This window comes from Cryobacterium frigoriphilum, from assembly GCF_004403305.1.
GTDB lineage: Bacteria > Actinomycetota > Actinomycetes > Actinomycetales > Microbacteriaceae > Cryobacterium > Cryobacterium frigoriphilum.
Map to the genome: position 1 here is coordinate 1 of NZ_SOHE01000025.1, position 19,657 is coordinate 19,657.

Genomic DNA, 19,657 nt, shown 5'->3' on the forward strand with positions numbered 1-19,657 from the left:
GCGGAGCAGATCGAAGGCTGGGAGCTGGAGACGCTTCGTCTTGAGGTTGTCGCGCACTTCACAGACAAATAAAAGTCGGGCCTATTCATTGTCCCGTTAAGGGTTCCCCTGTGACACAACGTCGACGCACTCGGCCGCCAGGTGGCTCGGCCTCAGGTCTGTCTCGTTCGTCGTCCACCTTCTGGACAGCGGACGTGGCGCTCAATCTGCCGCGAGGTGGGACTAGCGGGTGTGATCGCCAGGATCACCGTCTGATTCGACGGGCTTCCCCGTGGGGCGCGCGTAGTAGGCCCAGGGGAACCACATCGAGCCGATTCGATGCCACCCTTCGTTCTCCATTGCGCGTCGGCTCGAGGCGAAAGCGACAACTCGGAGGTGCTCCCATTGCTCATCAGATTGAATGAGGTCATGGAAGTACATTCCATAGCCAATGGAATGCCACCCCGTGCGTCCGGCTGCGGCTAATTCTTCCATCTCGTCAAACGCAGTCAGCGGAGAGATCCGACGTATCTCGTCCGAGGAAGGAGTAGCGATGCCGTCGACGACCCGCCCGAATCTTTGCTGGGCCGCTTGGCGGCTCATGCCAAGTTGCTGCCCGATGCGCTCCCAGCTCAGGCCGGCTTGACGGGCAGATGTGACGGAGAGTTGCAAAAGCTGAGCGATTTCCTCAGCGCTCCGGGCTGTCAGGTCGATGAGGTCCAGGTATGAGTTGGGATCGTGTTCCAGGCGCCCCGCCAGGGACGGGTCAGCCGCTGCGATTGCATCCGATAGGGCGTGGCGAAGAGCGTTGTCGTCCCACTCTGGCAAGGAACTCATGAATTGCGAGAAGGCTTAGGGCGGGCGATGACTAATGCAAGAAATATCCCGGTAGTGAACAGCAAAAGTGCAGCCACGACGAGTAGGGCGATCTTGATCGCAATGGACACAACGAGAAGCGTGGTCAGCGCGATGCCGACGGCAGCAAGCGCGAGCAAGGTGGCTGTCGATGCTGGCCGCAATTTTAGGGAGGAACTCTTTTCTTTCATGTGTCAATTATAGATTGACAAATACTCTTGTCAACATGGAATTGACATGGGGTGAGGCTCGGCTGCAACCTCTGCGCTTCCAGCGCGTCGGGAATGTCGCCCCATCCCCATGACCGTAGGGGGTTCGGCTCACGGGCACGTGTGTAGCCATTGGGTCGGTGTGGACGGGTGTGCAGTTGTGGTGAGTCTGTGCTGGAGGTAGCCGTTCGAGTTGACACCGAGATATCATGTACATGACGTACTCAGCGTACGTTTGCACGCGCGGGTTCACCTGCGCAGGAAGGTTGAAATGCCACTCGTCGCCGATTACAGGTCCTTTACGGACGCGCGCTCGCATCTCAAGGAAGTGTTCGATGCGACCGCGCGCGGGCGAACCGTCACCGTGCAGCGCGATGGTCAGCTCTCTGCGGTCATGCCGTTGGATCGGCTCCGTGCATACTTCTCTAGAACTGTATCGCCGCGCGTTCGCGTCACTCGGGAAGATGACCGCACTATTGCGTTGATGGATGGTCGCCCCTTCGTGTCTGAGGGTACAGACGTTGACGGCGCACTCGCCGACCTCGCCCTGTCGCTTCGAGAGTACGCCGAAGACTGGGACGACCGGCTGGAGCATGCTCCGAATCACGCCAGCAACTGGGCCCTTGTGCAGCTCATTAACCTTTCAACTGACGAGCAGCTCCTCGAATGGCTTGAGCGCGGCGGTGAGTAAGTACACGGCTGCGACCCGCGAGGACCACGATGATTTCTGCGTGGCGGAGAAGTGGCAGCTTGTACGCGGCGCGTCAGGACAGCCGGTCAGGCATCACCGCACCTATGAGTTGGCGCTCTGGGACGGGCAGATCCTCCGCACTCGAATCTCCAGACCCGTCGACAGGTCGACGTACTCTGCCGGGATGTGGACCCACATTCTTCGAACCCAGCTCGCCGTTGACGCTGAAGCGTTTTGGGCCTGTGTTCGTGACAAGAAGTTGCCAGACCGCGGGGCACCCGAAACGGTGACCCAGAAGGAGCCATTACCGCTGTATCTCGTTCGTGCGCTCAGCGAACTCGGCGTTAAAGAAAGCGAAAGCCTGGCACTCACCGCGGCGCAAGCAGCCCAGCTGCTCTCCGAGAAGATGGCGGAGCGCTACGGCCATCAACGCAGTTCGTGACTGATTCGACAGCTACTGGACCGATGAGGCTACGGGAAGGGGCACCGTGCTGGCGGCAGAGACTCTTTATGGCCCGATTTTGCTGAGCTGCAGACGCCGGACGCCGACTGGTGCACCGTGTTGAGCGTCCCACAGGAGGTTTGTCTTAAGGTGCGGGCCATGCAAAGCATTGTCGGCATTCCCGCCAAGAATCGATGGTCAACATCGCAAGGCGGTCCTACGCGGGCTGAGGTCATCTACCTACAAGGAACCAGATCACAGGACCTGCGATGGGAGTAAAAAGCACAATGAGTACCCAGATGGCCCGAGCGGTCGAACTCAACGAAGGTGCGCGCCGAATTTGCACCAGGGCTACCACGAGAGCCACGAGCATCACCACTACAACGCCGCTCCAAGCGATGTCCTAGAAAGCTGGAATAAGCGGATTGTTCCTCATCGTCCCCCGGTTCGACAGGCATCCTGTCCGCCAATCTGAGCAGCGGGGAAGAGCACTGTCAAGTTTTCACTCCGCAAGGCCTTGGAACCCAACTTCTTATCTCGCCCGCACGAGGTTGGTGAACGAGTCCAAAATCAAATGGGTGGAAGAGTGGTGCGGCGATGATGTCCATGCTGCTGGAGCGCCGACCGCCATCTGGCCCTGGTCAGCCTGACCGAACACAGCAACCGCGTCGGAGTAGGTGGCACCGCGAGCGCCTATGGCTGCCTGGCCCAGCTCTGACGGGGCGGAACGGGGTCCCACTGATACAGTGCGGGCCGCTCTGCCCCGACGGTCTTATAGATCGGAGCGCCGCGAATGCACAGTCCCCAGAATTTGACCGCTCCGCAGTCTTCGCACTGCATGAAGCTGACGATCGTAAATTTCAGTTCGGACCGCGCCAAGTCGAGCATGTCCATCAGGGGGACATCGCCGCGCAGATATCGCATGCGGCCCGATGCGACTCGACTCGCGAGCGCGTTGATCGTGCCGACGACGTCAACGTTGTGCGGCGGCGGTGCGGCGGTGCGTATGAAGGCCGGTTCGCAGGTGTCGCAGGTTGCGCTCATGCCCCCACTCTAGGCACCGTCAGTGGCCGCCGCCGAGGTTGCCGGCCAGTCGGCTGTGCAGCTCGTGGCTGGCCTCGTTGAGGCCCTCAATCACGACGCGCTTGTTGTGCCGCTCGTACTTGTAGGTGATGGCGTCGAGGGTCGCGACGGTGGAGGCGTCCCAGATGTGGGATGCGGACATGTCGATGACGACGCGGTCGGGGTCGTCGGCGTACTCGAACTGGGTCATCAGATCGTTGCTCGAGGCGAAGAACAGGGCGCCCGTGACCGTGTAATAGGCCGTCGGGACGTCGTCGGTGAGGGCGACGGTGCGCTCCACCCTCGCGAGGTGGGCGACCCGGCGAGCGAAGGCGACCATGGCCACGATCACGCCGACGACGACGCCGATGGCGAGGTTGTGCGTCGCGACGATGACGGCGACCGTGGCGAGCATGACGGTGGTCTCGCTTTTCGGCATCCGCTTGAGCGTGGACAAGCGGATGCTGTGCCAGTCGAACGTGAGATACGACACGATGATCATCACCGCGACCAGAGCGGCCATGGGCACGACGGCGAGCACGTCGCCGAGGCCGAGCACGAGCACGAGCAGAAAGACGCCGGCGAGGAAGGTGGAGATGCGAGTGCGGGCACCGGAGGCCTTGACGTTGATCATGGTCTGGCCGATCATGGCGCAGCCGCCCATGCCGCCGAAGAGACCGGACATGACGTTGGCCACGCCCTGGCCCCAGGTTTCGCGGGTCTTGTTGGAGTGGGTGTCGGTGATCTCGTCGACGAACTTGGCGGTCATGAGCGACTCGAGAATGCCGACGAGGGCCATGCCGAGGGCGTAGGGGGCGATGATCGTGAACGTGTCCCAGTTGAGGGGAACGCTGGGAAAGAACAGCTCGGGCAGGCTCTGGGGGAGCTCGCCCTGGTCGCCGATGGTGGGCACGTTGATGGCGATGACGACGGTCGCGATGGTGAGAACGACGATCGCCACGAGCGGGGCCGGGATCACCTTGGTGAGGCGCGGCATCACGATCATGATGATCAGGCCGGCGGCGACGAGCGGGTAGACCATGAACGGCACGCCGAGCAGCTGGGGTAGCTGGGCGGTGAAGATCAGGATGGCGAGGGCGTTGACGAAGCCGACCATGACGCTACGGGGGATGAACCGCATGAGCTTCGCGACGCCGATCAGGCTCAGGACGATTTGAAAGACGCCGGCCAAAATGACCGTGGCGATGAAGTACTCCATGCCGTATTCGCGGGCGACCGGGGCGATGACGAGCGCGACGGCGCCGGTCGCTGCGGTGATCATGGCCGGGCGTCCGCCGACGAAGGCGATCGTGACGGCCATGACGAACGACGAGAACAGGCCGACGCGCGGGTCGACGCCGGCGATGATCGAGAACGCGATCGCCTCGGGAATGAGGGCCATGGCCACGACGAGGCCGGCAAGTACCTCGCGGGTGAGCAGGCGTGGCGTGCGCAGTGCGGTCAGAACCGAGGGTTCTGCCCGGTAGCGGTTGACGGGAGCGGTCTTGGGAATGATGGCCATGAGGCCTCCAGAATGGGAACGGACCTCGGGAGAAGCCACAGGGATGCGAGGGAGCGAGTGAATCGCAGCGGTTACGTGCCGCGGGAAATCACGCGGCACAATGGTGGGGGAGTGGTTGACGTTGCCAACCAACTCCCATAACACTACCCTAACGTTAGGGTTGATTGCAAAGCTGTGACGAGAAGGGTGGGCCATGCCAGAAGAGACGACGTCGAACACGATGCACATTGGGGAACTCGCCGAGAAGACGGGGCTCTCGCTGCGCACCCTGCGTCACTATGACGAGATCGGCCTGCTCAAGGCCTCGGGTCGCACGGAGGGTGGCTTTCGCCTCTATACCGAACGCGATCACTCCCGACTCATCGTGATTCGCCGCATGAAACCCCTCGGCTTCTCGCTTGAGCAGATGATGGCCCTGCTGAAAATCGTCGACACCCTGCAGGCCGGGGGTGCCGCTGCCGCCGATCCGACCGTGCGGCGAGAGCTCGATGAGTTCATCGCCCAGGCCCTCGAGCGTCGGCAGAAGCTGCAGGACCAGCTCGGCATGGCCGACGAGTTTCTGGAGTTGCTGCGCCGGCAGTAATGGGCCGTTCTGACCGCGTGGTGCGGTTGCGGGTGCGGCTGTCGCACTTCACGCGTTCCACCCCAACTGGGGGTGCGCGACACGCGGGAGTCGGCTTGCCCGTACCGGGTGTTAAAAGACACAATCAAATATGAAACAAATCGACGAAAAAGGTGCCATCGCTCAGGTCGTCAACACCCTCGCTGAGAAGTATCCCGACAGCCCGCGTGCGGAGATCGAACAGGTCGTGCACGACGAGCACATTCGATACGACGGCCGCCCGATTCGCGCCTACGTTTCCGTGCTCGTGCAGCGCGCCGCCCGTCTGCGCTTGATTGCCGCGCATCAGCACTAGCACGAGCGAATAGGCCCACCCAGCCGTCTCAATAGGTGGCCAGCGTCTCCATCATCGCCGTGATGGCTCGAGGATCATCGAGCAGTCGAAAGTGACCGCCGGTATTGATGCGGATGTTGCGTGCGCCCGGTAGAGCACATCCTTCGGGGATGTGCGGATCGAAAGCGGCATAGATCGAGGTGATCCTCGAATTCACCTCGTGGCGCGCGTGCAGAGCGCTGATGTGTGGGTCGTGAGACGAGAACGCACGCAGGCTGGGTGCAAGCATGTATCTGGCCCAGCCTGATCCCAGGAATGGGGTAGCGACTGCGATCATGCCCACGACACGGGCGTTGACATCGAGATTGAGCATCACGAATTTTCCGATCAGGCCACCCTTGCTGTGCGCAACCAGTACGACATTGCTCAAATTTCGCTCCGTGATGAACTCGGCAACGCAGCGAGCAGAGCGAGGGATGGAATCGGTGTTTCGGGCGAGCCTGTCGACGGTGTAGACCGGGTGGCCGGCACCGTGGATGCGGGCAACGGTTGGCCAGAGAAACTGCCACCGTTCGTACACTCCGGGCACGATGACCACGGGACATCGATCGCCCGACGCGAGAGTGTTCGGGCTTGGCTTCGACTGCACCGCCCGCCACTGATGCTGTGCGGCGTAGAGGTAATCCTGCATCCACCAGCGCAGCCGGCCGACGCGGGGACTCATTCCGCGCGCACGGCTCACGAGTTCTGCACGAAGCGGCTGATGCGCCCCGCGACGCTGCCGGCGGCGCTGTAGTGCACGAGGTGGCGGTGGCCGGCGATCTCGCTCAACATCCCGTTCCGGGATCGACGTACGAGTCCGGCGCACCACGCTTGTCGGGACACCGGATCATCGGCGCCGCGCATCACCAGAATGGGCGCCGCCACGTGCACGATCCGGTCGGCAGTCGCGAAGGCCAGCATCGAAACGAGTGTCCGGGTGTACCACCAGGGGCCACAGCGAGCGTAATCGGCGAAAACCAGCAGGTTGGCTGCCACCGGTTCCTTTAGTGTGTCGCGACACAGGTCGATGGCCTGAGCGAGTACCGAGCAGCGACGGGAGTCGGTGACCGGCCCGATGAGAACCAGATGCGAGACCAGCTCGGGGTGCTGCACGGCCAGTTCGGTTGCAATCTGGGCACCCATCGAATGACCGATGACAACGCATTGCCTTACCCGCAGGCCGTGCATCAGGGTACGCAACACCGAGCTCAACAGGGTGGCATTGTCGGCCACCGATAGCTGGCGCCGCGGAGTCTCCGTGCCACCAAAGCCGGGGAGATCCAGCGAATAGGTGCTCCCGCTGGTCGCCAGGGCCCGGTGCAGCAGGGCGGAATAGCGGTGCGAGGTACCGATCCCATGCACGATCACAAAGACCGGGAAATCCCCACCGCCCCGCGGTCCCGGCGAATGAATGACACCGAATTCGAAACCACCGCTTCTGAGTCGCCGCCTGCGGGGTTCGTGTACAGCAAGGTTCACGAGCGTGGAAACATGATGCTGAGCGCCTTCGGATCGATCTGCGCCTCAAAGGCCAGCGCGGAACCGAAACCGTCGCCGTCGAGTTCGATCTGCTCGGCACGGGCGAGTCGTATTCCGATCTGAGTGGCCTTGACGTAGCGCAGGGCGCTGACCTCCTTCGTCATGAAGGCGCGCCCGGCCCTGGATCGACGAAGCACGCCATTCTCCCAGATCACCTTGAAGAAAATTTGGACCCACCCGATGACGCCGGTGGGACGCAGCAGGGCAATGTCGAATTGTCCGTCGTCGACCTCGGCATCGGGAAGCAACACGATATTCGACGGAAGGGCTCCGCAATTGGCCACGATGAGGGTGTGGGCGCGCAAGGATCGCTGTTGGCCTCCATTGAGGCTGTAGCGAAAACGCAGTTCGTGCGGATCGCGCAACGTTGTGGCGAGAGCCGTGACGTAGGCGAGCCAGCCGGCCTTCTTCTTCAGATCATCGTCGGTATTCGCCAGCATTTTTGCGTCCAGCCCCAGGCCCGCCATTACGACAAAAACGTGGCTCGACTCCGATTGGTCTTCGCGCGTGACCGTGATGCGCCCGACGTCAATGCGGTGGACGTCGCCGGTGAAGGCGATGGTCACCGCAGCCGCGACATCGTTGAGGGGAATTCCGAGGTTTCGTGCCAGGAGATTGCCGGTACCCGACGGCAGAAGTGCCAGCGGAATCGAGCCGGACTGGAGGCCTTCGGCGACGGCGCGAACGGTGCCGTCTCCGCCGGCAACGATGACGACGGATGCACCGGATTGCACCGCCTCCGCGGCACGCTCTTGACCGGCATCCTCTGTGCTGGTGGAAAGCCACAGGCTCGAACTCCAGCCGTGATCGTGTTCTGCCTCGTCGACTACCTCACGCAACGCCGCCAGATCGACCTTGATCGGGTTGTAGATCACCGCCGCGAACTTCATCTCACCCGGGGAGGGCACGCCGGTCACCGTGCCCCCGACGGGTTTTCGACGGGTGTGTCGTCCGGCTCCGTTGTGGCCGGGTCGACGGCCGGGGGCTCGTGTGGCGAAGGCGGGGGTACATGCGGATCACGTGTCATCGGTGCCTGCTTTCGAAAGGGGTGAACGTCTCACGAGCGGTGCGGTGCGGTGCGGTGCGGTGCGGGGTCGGTCCGGTTCCGGCGACTGGCACGGTAATGCGCGTCTATATTACGATTTTTCCTCATGACATCGTCACGCTCAGGGGTGAAACGCCCCGTCGAGTCTCACGCAAGCGGGCGACTCGTCGGTCTGAGCGCCCGGTACCGACAATTCACCCGCTTTCGCGGGCAGACGGGCCGGCAATGGGTAGGCTCGCGGCATGACTGAGCACAGCGCCCCGAGGATCGCCGCCCAGACGAGTGCCGCCCAGACGAGTGCCGAGCCGAGCAGTGCCGAGCCGAGCAGTGCCGAGCCGAAACGTCTGATTCGCTGGGGCATACTGGCCACGGGTGGCATTGCGCACGCTTTCACCGGCGACCTCGTGAAAAACGGTCACAGCGTGCAGGCCGTCGGCTCTCGGTCTGCGGGGGCAGCGGATGCATTTGCCGCCGAGTTCGGCATTCCCACCGCCCATGGCAGCTACGAAGCGCTCGTCGCGGATCCGCAGGTCGACGTCGTCTACGTGGCGACGCCGCATCCGTTTCACGAGGGTAATGCGCGCCTCGCGCTCGAAGCGGGCAAGCACGTCGTGATCGAGAAGGCTTTCGCCCTGAATGCGCGAGAGGCGCGCGCAATCGTCGACCTCGCGGCGAGCAAGAATCTGCTCGTGATGGAGGCGATGTGGACCCGGTTTCTGCCGCATATGGTGCGCATCCGCGAAATTATCGCCGCCGGAACGCTCGGCGACGTGCACACCCTCATCGCTGACCACTGCCAGAACCTGCCCGCCGAACCGGCACACCGGCTCAACTCCCTCGCGCTCGGCGGCGGCGCGCTGCTCGACCTCGGCATCTACCCGATTTCATTCGCGTCGTCGCTGTTGGGCGTGCCGGAATCGATCGTCGCGAGCGCGACGTTCAAACCTACCGGAGCGGATGCCCAGGTCGCCACGATCTTTCGCTACCCGGGTGGGGCGATCGCGTCGACGCTGTCCGCGAGTGACACCCTCGGGCCCAACACCGCCGTCATTCTCGGCACGCTCGGGCGCATCGAGATCGATGCGGTCTGGTACGCGCCGACCACCTTTCGGGTCTATTCGGCGAGTAATGATCTGCTCGAGACGTTCGTGACCGGCCACCTGTCGGGGCGGGGCATGTACTTCGAGGCGCAGGAGGCGGAACGCCTGATTCGGGCGGGCCAGGTGTCGAGTGCGGTGATGCCGGCCGAGGAGACCGTGGCGATTATGCAGAGCCTCGACGCGGTGCGCGCGCAGATCGGGCTGCGGTACCCGGGGGAGTAGTCGCCGGTGGGCCGATCCCACGCACCAGACCGAACGCTCTCGGGCAGTGGGTAGCGCCGGCAGGTAAAGTGCTGGGGTGCCCGAAACGGAACCCCCGCGCGATCCCACGTCCCCGCTGCCGCTGCCGTCGTCGCTGACAGCGGTGCCCGAGGTGACGCCGACAGCGCTGTCGTCGTCGTCGTCAGCGTCAGCGTCGTCGTCGTCGTCGTCGGTATCGTCCGCGAGAGCCCGGCCGCCGGCATCCCCGCGGCTGCAGCACTTTCGCCGCCACCGCCGCGCCTGGCTGATCACGGCGGCCGCCACCGTGTTCGCGCTGCTCGCGACCGGCGCGGTTGTCGGGGGCGCGGCCACCGGTGCGGGGCTGGCCGGTTTCGGGGAACCGGGGGCGGCATCCGTCGTCGCAGCACCGACAGCCACCGCCACGCCCACACCGACCGTGACCGTCGATCCCGACCGCCCGGTGCCCGCCGCGGCGACCACCGCGAGCCGGCTGCGCACCTGTTCCGTCGCAGGCCTCGCCGCCGACGGCCGGCTCGCCAACTTTCAAGGCCAGGTGCGCAACTCCGCTACCGGTGAGGTGCTGTTTGACCGCGGCGGAACCACACCGGGGGCGACCGCGAGCGTGATGAAGGTGCTGACCAGCGCCGCGGCGCTGAGCGTGCTCGGGCCCGACTACCGCGCCACGACGACCGTGATGGTCGGCACCGAACCCGGCCAGGTCGTACTTGTCGGCGGCGGCGACCTCACGCTGACCCGGCTGCCGACCGGCCAGGAGTCCTTCTATTCGGGCGCCGCGCACCTCGACACTCTCGCGAGCGCGACCCTCGCAGCCTGGAACGCCGACCCGGCACGGGCGGGCACGCCGATCACCTCGATCGTGCTCGACTCGACCCTGTTCGACGGGCCGGGCTGGGACGACGGCTGGGCCCGAAGCGAGCTCGCGCTCGGCTACATGCCCGAAATAACCGCCCTGCAGGTTGACGGAGACCGGGACAATCCCGCCCGCAGCACCTCCCCGCGCAGCGAAGACCCGATTGGCCGGGCCGGGCAGGCGTTCTCCGACGCGCTCAGCGCCGCCGGAGCCGGCTCGGCACTGACCATCACGCGGGCCGCCGCTCCGGCCGGGGCCGCGCCGCTCGCGAGCGCCGAGTCACAGCCCGTTTCCACGCTGATTCAGCAGTCGCTCATCGTCTCCGACAACACGATCGCCGAGATGCTCGCCCGTCTGGTGGCCGTGCAGTCCGGATCCGGCAACACCTTCGCCGCGCTGCAATCGGGCATCGTCGGCGGCCTCGAACCCTACGGGATCGACACGACCGGTCTCGTGATCGCCGACGGCTCCGGCCTCAGCCCTGCCAACGCGGTGCCGCCGGCCTACCTGACGCAACTCTTTCAGCAGATCGATTCCCGCGCGGGGCATCTCGGGGTGATCTTTGACGGCCTGCCCGTGGCGGGCGGCCCGAGCGGATCGCTCTCCTACAGCGACCGGTTCGCCGGCGATAACGGTGTCGCCGATGGGGCGGTCTTCGCCAAAACCGGCTGGATCACCACCGGCTACACCCTCGCCGGCATCGTGCACGCCGCCGACGGCACCCCACTGACCTTCGCCGTCTACGCCCTCGGCGACGTGAGCGACAACGCGAAACAGGCGATCGACACGATTACCGCCGGTTTTTACCGGTGCGGCGATAACCTGTCCAACAACTGACCGTTCACGCAGCGACCGGTCGGTCCGCGACCGTTCACGACTGAAGGAGTGCCATGACCCGGGCCCTGTTCATCATTGACGTTCAGAATGACTTCACCGAGGGCGGTGTTCTCGGTGTCGAGGGCGGGGCCGCGGTGGCGGCGGGCGTCACGGCCTTGCTGCGTGCGCATCCGCAGGCCTATCCCCTCGTGTTCGCGAGCCGTGATTGGCACGACATCGGCAACGACAACGGGGGCCACTTCGCCCGCGACACCGCGCCCGACTTCGTCACGACCTGGCCGGTGCACTGCGTGGCGGGCACCGGCGGCGCCGAATATCATCCCGCGCTGGCGACGGATGCCGTGACCTTCCACATTCGCAAGGGCCAGGGCGCACCCGCGTACTCGATCTTCGAGGGAACCACCGAGGCCGGACAAACCGTGACGGCGCTGCTCAGCGAGCACGGCGTGACCGAGGTGGACATCGTCGGCCTCGCCACGGACTACTGCGTGCGGGCATCGACGCTCGATGCCCTCGAACACGGCCAGCACGTGCGGGTGTTCACCGATCTGGTCGCGGGCGTCGCCGCGGAGTCGACCGCCACGGCGCTCGCCGAAATGGCCCATGCCGGGGCCGTGTTTGCCGCCTCCGACGTGCTCGGCCCCCCGGCGCCGGATGCCCCGGTGCCAGAGCGCTCGGATGCCGCACCGGACGCCCCAGCGGATGCGACGTCAGACACCGAGTGATGGCAGAACCCGAATGATCGACCCGTCGCTGGCTGACGGCCGCGCGTGAGCGAGCCCGGAGCGGCCGACAGCCGATCGCTCGGAGCCGTGGGCGTGGTGCGGCGACTCGACGGCGTGCGCATCGCCTACGACTTTGTTGCCGGAAAGCGCCCGATCGTGCTGGTCCACGGGTTCGCGAGTACGGCATCCGCCACCTGGCACAGGCCGGGCTGGGTGAGCGCACTCGCCCAGTCCGGTCGCGGCGTCATCACGCCCGACCTGCGCGGGCACGGCCGCAGCGACAAGCCGCACCGCGGCGCGGACTACGCGCCGCGGCAACTCGCCGCAGACCTCGTTGCGGTGCTCGACGAGCTCGAGCTGCCGCAGGCCGACGTGATCGCGTACTCGATGGGATCCCGCGTCGCTGCGGCTTTCGCCCGGCTCGCGCCGGAGCGGGTCGGTGCTCTCGTGCTCGGCGGTGCCGGCCCCCTCGAACTATTCAAAACCTGGGACCCGGTCAACGTCACTCGCTTCGTGAGTCACGGTGAGATCAGCCCCGGGTCCGCGAACGCCTCGATCGCCGCCGTGCTCGGCGCGGCCATCGCGGCCGGCGCCGATCGGCACGCGCTCGTGGCCTGCGTGCAGGGGATCGCGGGCGCGACGCTCGACGTGCCGGCCGGCATCCGTCAGCTGTTCGTGGCCGGGGGAGCGGATGCGATCCCCGCCGGTGTCGCCGAACTGGCCGCGGCCCGCGGCGCCGACTACCTCGAACTGCCGGGTCGCACCCACATCACGGCGCTCACCGCCCGCGAGTTCAAGCAGGCCGCCCTGACGTTTCTGGCCTGACCGGCTCTGTCGCCTGCCCGCCCGTCTGCCTGCCCGTACCATTCGACGGAGATCGGGGCTAAAAACACGCAAATATGGCCGAAACGGCATGTTTTCGGGTGAAACACCGTCGAATGGTACGGGCGGCGGGCGCGGGCGGGCGACCCTGCGCCCGTCGGTGGGGCGCGGTAGATTTGGCAGAGGCTTTTCGAGGAGGCACCGTGACCCAGACGACATCACCAGACAACACCACCACAGCCGGCGATACGGCAGCGAGCACCACCGCAGCGAGCACCACGGCAGAATCCACCCTGCTCGCCGGGGTGCCCACCCGGTTGTTCATCAACGGCGAATGGGTGGCGGCATCCGGTGGCCGCACCCTCGACGTGATCGACCCGGCGACCGGTGCCGTGCTCGCGAGCGTCGCCGATGCGAGTGTCGCCGACGGCGCCGCCGCCCTCGATGCGGCCGTCGCCGCTCAGGCCGGCTGGGCCCAGACCCCGCCGCGGGTGCGCGCCGAACTGCTGCGCCGCGCCTTCGACCTGCTCACCGAGCGCAAGAACGATTTCGCCCTGCTCATGACCCTTGAGATGGGCAAGCCCCTGCCCGAGGCGCTCGGTGAAGTCGCCTACGGCGCCGAGTTTCTGCGCTGGTTCAGCGAGGAGGCCGTGCGCATCAGTGGGCGCTACGGCGCCAACCCCGAGGGCACCGGGCGCATGATCATCACCCAGCACCCGGTCGGCCCGTGCTACCTGATCACCCCGTGGAACTTTCCGCTCGCCATGGCCACCCGCAAGATCGCCCCGGCGCTCGCCGCCGGCTGCACCGTCGTCGTCAAGCCCGCCGAACTCACCCCGCTCACGACCCTCGCCTTCGTCGCCCTGCTCGAAGAGGTCGGTCTGCCCAAGGGTGTTGTCAACGTCATCACGACCTCGGAGTCCGGCGCGGTGTCGGCCCCGATCATCGCCGACCCGCGGCTGCGCAAGCTCAGCTTCACCGGCTCGACCCCGGTCGGCAAGCTGCTCATCAAGCAGAGCGCCGAGAACGTGCTGCGCACCTCGATGGAGCTGGGCGGCAACGCCCCGTTCGTGGTCTTCGCCGATGCCGACCTCGACAAGGCCGTCGACGGAGCCATCATCGCCAAGTTCCGCAACATCGGCCAGGCCTGCACCGCCGCCAACCGGTTCATCGTCGAGGAGTCCATTGCCGCCGAGTTCGGCCGCCGCGTCACCGAGCGCGTCACGGCGTTCCAGGTCGGCCGCGGCACCGAGTCGGGCGTGAACATCGGTCCGCTCATCAATGAGGCCGCGGTCGAGAAGGCGCACGCGCTCGTGACGGATGCCGTCGCCCGCGGTGCCGAGGTTCTCACCGGCGGGCAGGCGCTCGAGGGGCCGGGAACGTTCTACGCCCCGACCGTCGTGAGCGGTATCACCGCCGGCAGCGACATCCTGGCCCAGGAGATCTTCGGCCCGGTGCTTGCGATCACGACGTTCACCGACGAGGACGACGCGGTGCGCATCGCCAACGACACAGAATTCGGCCTGATCAGCTACGTCTTCACGGCTGACCTTGCCCGCGGGCAGCGCATGATCGACCGGCTCGAGACCGGAATGATGGGGCTCAACACGGGCGTCGTCTCGAACGCGGCGGCTCCGTTCGGCGGGGTCAAGCAATCCGGGCTCGGCCGTGAGGGCGGGCTCGAGGGCATCCGTGAATATCTGTCGACGAAGTACACGCTGACGCCCGACCCCGCCACGGTCTAGCGCCGGCGCACCCCACCGGCAGCGACCGATGTCTGACGCAGTCACCGCCGGGGCGACGGCGGATGCCGCGACCACGTGGCATCCGCCGTTCGCGACCGACGTGCAGCTGACGCTGTCCCGGTTGCGTCGCGGGGCCACCGATCCCACCCACCAGGTCGCGGCCGACGGCGCCCTCTGGCGCACAACCCTGACGGTCGACGGGCCGGCGTCAATGCGGTTCACCCAGCACGACCCGCACACCCTCACCTGTGAAGCCTGGGGTGCGGGCGCGCACACGGCCGTGGCCGCGGCAGCCGCCCTGATGGGCGAGGGTGACGACCCCACCGGGTTCGTCGCCGATCACCCGCGCCTGCACGACGCCCATCGGCGGTATCCGGGGCTGCGCATTCCGCGCACCGGGCAGGTGCTGGAATCGTTGATTCCGGCGATCCTCGAGCAAAAAGTGATCAGCGTGCAGGCGACGGCGTCGTGGCGGTCGCTCGTGCGCGCGCACGGCACCCCCGCCCCGGGGCCGACACCGCTGGGCATGCTCGTGGCGCCGTCGAACCGGGCCTGGCAACTCATTCCCTCGTGGGAATGGCACCGGGCGGGCGTCGACCCGCAGCGGTCCCGCACGGTCATGCAGGCGCTGCAGGTCGCCCGGCAGCTGCAGGCCGCCGTGACGCTGAGCCCGCAGGAGGCAACCGCCCGACTGCGCACCGTGCCCGGGATCGGTGTCTGGACCGCCGCCGAGGTCGCCCAGCGGGCCTTCGGCGACGCCGACGCGCTCTCGGTCGGCGATTACCACCTCTCCAACATGATCGGACATTCCCTGTTCGGCCGGGACCTGACCGACGCCGAAATGATCGAGGCGATGGTCAAGTGGCAGCCGCACCGCTACCGGGTGGTGCGGCTGCTCGAGGTCGGCGGAGCCACGATGAAGCCCCGCCGCGGGCCTCGGCTGAGTTTCGTCGACCACCGCCGCCACTGACCGGCCCCCAGCCCCGGAACTAAGCTGAGCGGATGCCCGTCATTACCATCACCGACCTGAGCGACCCGCGCCTGGTCGACTATGCCCACCTCACCGACGTTGCCCTGAAAAAGGCCCGCGGCACCGAGCACGGGCTGTACATCGCCGAATCCGCGCTCGTGCTCGAGCGGGCGCTGCGCGCCGGGCACCGGCCGCGATCGGTGCTGGCCCTCGGCGGTACCGCCGAGGAGGCGCTGCGGGTGCTCGGGCCGCACGCGGCCGAGATTCCGGTGTTCGTCGGACCCGGAGAACTGCTCGCCGAACTCACCGGCTACATTTTGCACCGCGGCCTCATCGCGTCGATGAACCGACCAGAACTGCCGAAAGCCGACACCCTGCTGAGCACGGCGAAACGCATCGTGATTCTCGAAGACGTTGCCGACCCGACCAACGTTGGCGCCATTTTTCGCTCCGCCGGTGCGATTGGTGCCGATGCGATCCTGGTGACCCCGCGCTGCTCCGATCCCTTCTACCGGCGGGCCATTCGAGTGTCGATGGGCACCGTGCTGCAGGTGCCGTGGACCCGGGTCGGCGACTGGCCGTCGACCCGCGCGTTACTGACCCGGCATGGGTTTCACGTGGCCGCGCTCGCCCTCACCACGGATGCCGTGAGCCTGCGCGATTTTGCAGCCCACGACCACGAGAGGCTGGCGTTGCTGCTCGGCGCGGAAGGCCCCGGCCTCACCCAGGCCGCACTCGACGCGAGTGACAGTGTCGTGCAGATCCCGATGAAGCATGGAATCGATTCCCTCAACGTGGCCGCAGCGAGTGCCGTCGCGATGTGGGCGCTCTCGTCCTGACCCCGGCGCCGACCGGCGGCCGCCGATTGCGCGCCGTTTCTCGGCATAGTCAGGGGATCGTCGTAGGGTGGAGTCATGAGCAATGAGGCTGTCATCATCGACGTTCTGCGCACCCCGAGTGGGCGCGGCAAACCGGGCGGCGCACTCAGCGGTATCCACCCGGCCGATCTGCTCGCCACCGTGCTGCGCGAACTCGTCGCCCGCAACGACCTCGATCCGGCGCTCGTCGACGATGTCATCGGCGGCTGCGTCAGCCAGGTCGGCGAACAGGGCTACAACCTCACCCGCACCGCGCTGCTGAGCGCCGGGTTTCCCGAGACCGTTCCCGGCATCACCATCGACCGCCAGTGCGGCTCCAGCCAGCAGGCCGTGGCCTTCGCCGCACAGGGCGTGATGGCCGGCAGCTATGACGTGGTCATCGCCTGTGGCGTCGAATCGATGAGCCGCGTACCGCTCGGGTCCTCCATCTCTGGTTATGGCAGCGGCGAACAAGACCCGGCGGGGCAGCGGATGCGTGAACGCTACCCCGAGGGCCTGGTCAATCAGGGCGTGTCGGCCGAACTCATCAACGACCACTGGCACCTCGGCCGGGACGAGCTCGACGCCTTCGCCGCCCGCTCGCACCGGCTCGCCGCCGCGGCGACCGAACGCGGCGACTTCGCGGCGGAGATCGTGCCGCTCGAGGCCCCCGACGGCCGTCCGATCGAAGACGACGAGACCATCCGCCCGACTACGTCGCACGCGAGTCTTGCCGGGCTGCCGCCGGCGTTTCGCACCGACCGGCTCGCCAGCCGATATCCGCGCCTCGACTGGCACACCACCGCCGGCAACTCCTCGCCACTGACCGATGGCGCCTCGGCGACCCTGATCATGAGCGCGAAACGCGCCGCCGAACTCGGCCTGACCCCGCGCGCCCGGTTTCACGGTTTCGCCGTCACCGGCAGCGATCCGCTCTTCATGCTCACCGGGGTCGTTCCGGTCACCCGGCGCATCCTCGCCCGCGCCGGCCTCAGCATTGACGACATCGACGCCTACGAGGTCAACGAGGCCTTCGCGTGTGTACCGCTGGTCTGGCAGCAGGAACTGGGCGCCGACCCCGCCCGCCTCAACCCCCGCGGCGGAGCGATCGCGCTCGGCCACGCCCTCGGATCCTCCGGCACCCGCCTGCTCACCACCCTGCTGGGCCAACTCGAAGCGACCGACGGCCGCTGGGGCCTGCAGACCATGTGCGAGGGCGGCGGAATGGCCAATGCCACACTGATCGAAAGGCTGTCATGATCATCAACGGATGCTCCGCCCTGGTCACCGGGGGCGCCTCCGGCCTCGGTCTGGCGACCGCGACCGCCCTGCACGCCGCCGGCGCCCACGTCGTGCTGCTCGACCTTCCCGGCGCTCCCGGCGAGGCGATCGCCGCTCGGCTGAACGCTGATGCTGGTGCCGACGACACCCAGCCGGGTTCCGCCGGCTCCAGCTCGAGTACGACCGTGGTGCCCCGTGACCCCGCGGCGCCCCGTCACCCCAACGCCGGCCACCCGCGAGCCCAGTTCGTGGCCGGGGACGTCACGAGTGCGGGCGATGTGCAGGCCGCCGTCGACGCCGCCATGCTGCTCGGCCCGCTGCGCATCGTCGTCAACTGCGCCGGCATCGCCCCGGGGGCGCGCACGGTCGGCCGCGATGGACCGATGCCGCTCGCCGACTTCGACCGAGCCATCCGCATCAACCTTGTCGGCACCTTCAACGTGACCCGGCTCGCTGCCGCTGCCATGATGCACACCACGCCGGTCGGGGACCCGGCCCGGCGGGGAGCCGCCGAGCGCGGGGTCATCGTGAACACCGCATCCGTCGCCGCTTTCGACGGCCAGATCGGCCAGGCGGCCTACGCCGCCTCCAAGGGCGGAGTGGCCGCCATGACGCTGCCGCTCGCCCGCGAGTTCGCCCAGTCGTTCATTCGAGTGATGACGATCGCTCCCGGTACCTTCGACACCCCGATGCTGCAGGGGCTGCCGACCGCGGTGCGTGACTCCCTCGGGGCACAGGTACCGCATCCGTCGCGACTCGGAGATCCCGCCGAGTACGCATCCCTCGTGCGGCATATAGTCGAGAATCCCATGCTCAACGGAGAAACCATCCGTCTCGACGGCGCCATTCGCATGCAGCCGAAGTAGATCCGAGTAGGAGAGATCATGGCATCCGAGATTCAGATCAATGAGACTCAGCGAACGGTCGCGATGGCGCCCGGCGGCGGCGAGCCGGCCGTGCAGGTACGGCTCGTGCACCACTACGCTGCGCTACCAGAAGCTGTCTGGGCAGCGTTGACAGAGCCCGCCGCACTGGCACGCTGGTTCTTGCCGGTCACCGGTGATCTGCAGGTCGGTGGCACGTTCCAATTCGAGGGCAACGCCGGCGGCGAGATCCTCGCCTGTGTTCCGGGCCGGGTGGTGCGGGTGACCTACGGCGGCCCGACCAGCGTGGTCGTGGCCCGGCTCGACCCCGGGGTCAGCGGCGGATCGACCCTCACCTTCGAGCACACCGTACCGCTGTCGATGGCGGGCAGCGGGGCCGGAGCGCTCTACGTGGCACCGGCGTGGGAGATGAGCGTGGTCGGCCTCGGTCTGTTCCTGGCCGGGGACTTCGTGGACAATCCCGTGACGTGGCAGGCCTCGCCGGGCATGCAGCGCTTCGCTCGGCTGTCGATTGACGCCTGGGCGGCCGCCGTCGAACGGTCCGAAACGGCCAGCGCCATCGAGCTCTCGGCCGCCGTCGCGGCGTCGATCGCGCAGTTCGCGCCCGACGCGCCCTGACCGGCCGGGAGCCTTCCGGTTCAAACAATGCAACCGGTTGGGTTACAGGCTGAGGGAACGACGAGAACACGGGGCCGCCGATGATTCAGTTTTTCGGTGGCGTCGCCCTGATCGCGGCCAGTTCCGGATTGTTCATTTTCGGACTGCAACGGACGCTGCGACTGAACAGCGGCATCCGCTTGCCGATTTGGGGTAATGCGCCGCGAGAGGCGCGCTATGTCCGGCGACCCAACGGTCTCGTGCAGCTCGTGCGCGCTGCGTACGGTGGCTAATTCAGGCAATCTGCGATTGCGGCTGGCAACAGCCGCGAGATCAGAGGCCTCCGATGATCGGGGAGTGATATTTGCCTGAATTAGCCCCGAGGGGCCCCGCGAGAACGGCGGTCGGGCCGCAGGACGCAGGACGCAGGACGCAGGACGCAGGACGCAGGGATACCGGGTTGC

General features: G+C 66.6%; 23 protein-coding genes. 15 read left to right on the forward strand and 8 right to left on the reverse strand.

What is annotated here, in order from left to right; genetic code table 11:
• Nucleotides 1-222: 222 nt before the first annotated feature.
• Both E3T55_RS05820 and E3T55_RS05825 read right to left on the reverse strand, forming a co-directional pair.
• Entirely contained in the window at nucleotides 223-816 is a 594-nt protein-coding gene (locus E3T55_RS05820) for a hypothetical protein (protein ID WP_134518639.1), read from the reverse strand.
• Nucleotides 813-1,025, reverse strand: a complete 213-nt coding sequence (locus E3T55_RS05825; protein WP_134518640.1) for a hypothetical protein — start codon at nucleotides 1,023-1,025, stop codon at nucleotides 813-815. Before E3T55_RS05825 ends, E3T55_RS05820 begins: the two co-directional genes overlap by 4 nt.
• 289 nt (nucleotides 1,026-1,314) lie before the next feature.
• Here E3T55_RS05825 and E3T55_RS05830 point away from each other — a divergent pair, with 289 nt between their 5' ends.
• Both E3T55_RS05830 and E3T55_RS05835 read left to right on the forward strand, forming a co-directional pair.
• Nucleotides 1,315-1,734 (forward strand): prevent-host-death protein, encoded by a 420-nt coding sequence (locus E3T55_RS05830; RefSeq protein WP_134518641.1) that lies wholly within the window; start codon nucleotides 1,315-1,317, stop codon nucleotides 1,732-1,734.
• On the forward strand, nucleotides 1,727-2,176 hold the full coding sequence (locus E3T55_RS05835) for a cytotoxic translational repressor of toxin-antitoxin stability system (RefSeq protein ID WP_134518642.1): 450 nt from the start codon (nucleotides 1,727-1,729) through the stop codon (nucleotides 2,174-2,176). Before E3T55_RS05830 ends, E3T55_RS05835 begins: the two co-directional genes overlap by 8 nt.
• 232 nt (nucleotides 2,177-2,408) lie before the next feature.
• Here E3T55_RS05835 and E3T55_RS21155 read toward each other — a convergent pair whose 3' ends face one another.
• The 3 genes from E3T55_RS21155 to E3T55_RS05850 form a co-directional block, all read right to left on the reverse strand.
• Nucleotides 2,409-2,549: a PLDc N-terminal domain-containing protein gene (locus E3T55_RS21155; protein ID WP_420897974.1), complete on the reverse strand. Its 141-nt coding sequence runs from the start codon at nucleotides 2,547-2,549 to the stop codon at nucleotides 2,409-2,411.
• A 320-nt stretch (nucleotides 2,550-2,869) separates the two neighbouring features.
• Nucleotides 2,870-3,220 (reverse strand): hypothetical protein, encoded by a 351-nt coding sequence (locus E3T55_RS05845; protein WP_134518644.1) that lies wholly within the window; start codon nucleotides 3,218-3,220, stop codon nucleotides 2,870-2,872.
• Between the two features lie 19 nt (nucleotides 3,221-3,239).
• Nucleotides 3,240-4,760 (reverse strand): SulP family inorganic anion transporter, encoded by a 1,521-nt coding sequence (locus tag E3T55_RS05850; RefSeq protein WP_134518645.1) that lies wholly within the window; start codon nucleotides 4,758-4,760, stop codon nucleotides 3,240-3,242.
• Nucleotides 4,761-4,953: 193 nt separating this feature from the next.
• Between E3T55_RS05850 and E3T55_RS05855 the strand changes: the two genes are divergently transcribed.
• The gene (locus E3T55_RS05855; protein WP_134518646.1) at nucleotides 4,954-5,343 is read left to right on the forward strand and encodes a MerR family DNA-binding transcriptional regulator; all 390 of its coding nucleotides are present in this window, start codon (nucleotides 4,954-4,956) and stop codon (nucleotides 5,341-5,343) included.
• A gap of 130 nt (nucleotides 5,344-5,473) precedes the next feature.
• On the forward strand, nucleotides 5,474-5,677 hold the full coding sequence (locus E3T55_RS05860; RefSeq protein ID WP_134518647.1) for a three-helix bundle dimerization domain-containing protein: 204 nt from the start codon (nucleotides 5,474-5,476) through the stop codon (nucleotides 5,675-5,677).
• A gap of 28 nt (nucleotides 5,678-5,705) precedes the next feature.
• Here the strand turns inward: E3T55_RS05860 and E3T55_RS05865 are convergent, their stop codons facing one another.
• From E3T55_RS05865 to E3T55_RS05875, 3 genes are all read right to left on the reverse strand, one after another.
• Complete coding sequence (locus E3T55_RS05865) at nucleotides 5,706-6,347, reverse strand: esterase/lipase family protein (protein ID WP_241992896.1); 642 nt, start codon at nucleotides 6,345-6,347, stop codon at nucleotides 5,706-5,708.
• Between the two features lie 47 nt (nucleotides 6,348-6,394).
• A complete protein-coding gene (locus tag E3T55_RS05870; protein WP_166791694.1) occupies nucleotides 6,395-7,066 on the reverse strand; it encodes an alpha/beta fold hydrolase in 672 nt (223 codons plus the stop codon).
• Nucleotides 7,067-7,173: 107 nt separating this feature from the next.
• Nucleotides 7,174-8,145 (reverse strand): diacylglycerol/lipid kinase family protein, encoded by a 972-nt coding sequence (locus tag E3T55_RS05875; RefSeq protein WP_241992897.1) that lies wholly within the window; start codon nucleotides 8,143-8,145, stop codon nucleotides 7,174-7,176.
• A gap of 379 nt (nucleotides 8,146-8,524) precedes the next feature.
• On the opposite strand from E3T55_RS05875, the gene E3T55_RS05880 reads away from it, so the two are divergent.
• The 11 genes from E3T55_RS05880 to E3T55_RS05930 all read left to right on the forward strand — a co-directional run bounded on the left by E3T55_RS05880 (nucleotide 8,525) and on the right by E3T55_RS05930 (nucleotide 19,486).
• Entirely contained in the window at nucleotides 8,525-9,604 is a 1,080-nt protein-coding gene (locus tag E3T55_RS05880; RefSeq protein WP_134518650.1) for a Gfo/Idh/MocA family protein, read from the forward strand.
• A 76-nt stretch (nucleotides 9,605-9,680) separates the two neighbouring features.
• Complete coding sequence (gene dacB, locus E3T55_RS05885) at nucleotides 9,681-11,312, forward strand: D-alanyl-D-alanine carboxypeptidase/D-alanyl-D-alanine endopeptidase (RefSeq protein WP_241992898.1); 1,632 nt, start codon at nucleotides 9,681-9,683, stop codon at nucleotides 11,310-11,312.
• A gap of 53 nt (nucleotides 11,313-11,365) precedes the next feature.
• Nucleotides 11,366-12,037, forward strand: coding sequence for an isochorismatase family protein (locus E3T55_RS05890; protein ID WP_134518651.1), 672 nt, complete (start codon nucleotides 11,366-11,368; stop codon nucleotides 12,035-12,037).
• 45 nt (nucleotides 12,038-12,082) lie between these two features.
• The gene (locus E3T55_RS05895) at nucleotides 12,083-12,862 is read left to right on the forward strand and encodes an alpha/beta fold hydrolase (protein WP_198418523.1); all 780 of its coding nucleotides are present in this window, start codon (nucleotides 12,083-12,085) and stop codon (nucleotides 12,860-12,862) included.
• Nucleotides 12,863-13,164: 302 nt separating this feature from the next.
• Complete coding sequence (locus E3T55_RS05900) at nucleotides 13,165-14,604, forward strand: NAD-dependent succinate-semialdehyde dehydrogenase (RefSeq protein ID WP_420897975.1); 1,440 nt, start codon at nucleotides 13,165-13,167, stop codon at nucleotides 14,602-14,604.
• A gap of 28 nt (nucleotides 14,605-14,632) precedes the next feature.
• On the forward strand, nucleotides 14,633-15,574 hold the full coding sequence (locus tag E3T55_RS05905) for a DNA-3-methyladenine glycosylase family protein (RefSeq protein WP_241992899.1): 942 nt from the start codon (nucleotides 14,633-14,635) through the stop codon (nucleotides 15,572-15,574).
• 32 nt (nucleotides 15,575-15,606) lie between these two features.
• On the forward strand, nucleotides 15,607-16,413 hold the full coding sequence (locus tag E3T55_RS05910; RefSeq protein ID WP_134518653.1) for a TrmH family RNA methyltransferase: 807 nt from the start codon (nucleotides 15,607-15,609) through the stop codon (nucleotides 16,411-16,413).
• A 75-nt stretch (nucleotides 16,414-16,488) separates the two neighbouring features.
• A complete protein-coding gene (locus E3T55_RS05915; protein ID WP_134518654.1) occupies nucleotides 16,489-17,691 on the forward strand; it encodes a thiolase family protein in 1,203 nt (400 codons plus the stop codon).
• Nucleotides 17,688-18,578 (forward strand): SDR family NAD(P)-dependent oxidoreductase, encoded by an 891-nt coding sequence (locus E3T55_RS05920; protein ID WP_134518655.1) that lies wholly within the window; start codon nucleotides 17,688-17,690, stop codon nucleotides 18,576-18,578. Before E3T55_RS05915 ends, E3T55_RS05920 begins: the two co-directional genes overlap by 4 nt.
• An 18-nt stretch (nucleotides 18,579-18,596) precedes the next feature.
• Nucleotides 18,597-19,214, forward strand: a complete 618-nt coding sequence (locus E3T55_RS05925; protein ID WP_134518656.1) for an SRPBCC domain-containing protein — start codon at nucleotides 18,597-18,599, stop codon at nucleotides 19,212-19,214.
• 80 nt (nucleotides 19,215-19,294) lie between these two features.
• The gene (locus tag E3T55_RS05930) at nucleotides 19,295-19,486 is read left to right on the forward strand and encodes a hypothetical protein (RefSeq protein ID WP_134518657.1); all 192 of its coding nucleotides are present in this window, start codon (nucleotides 19,295-19,297) and stop codon (nucleotides 19,484-19,486) included.
• Nucleotides 19,487-19,657 lie beyond the last annotated feature (171 nt).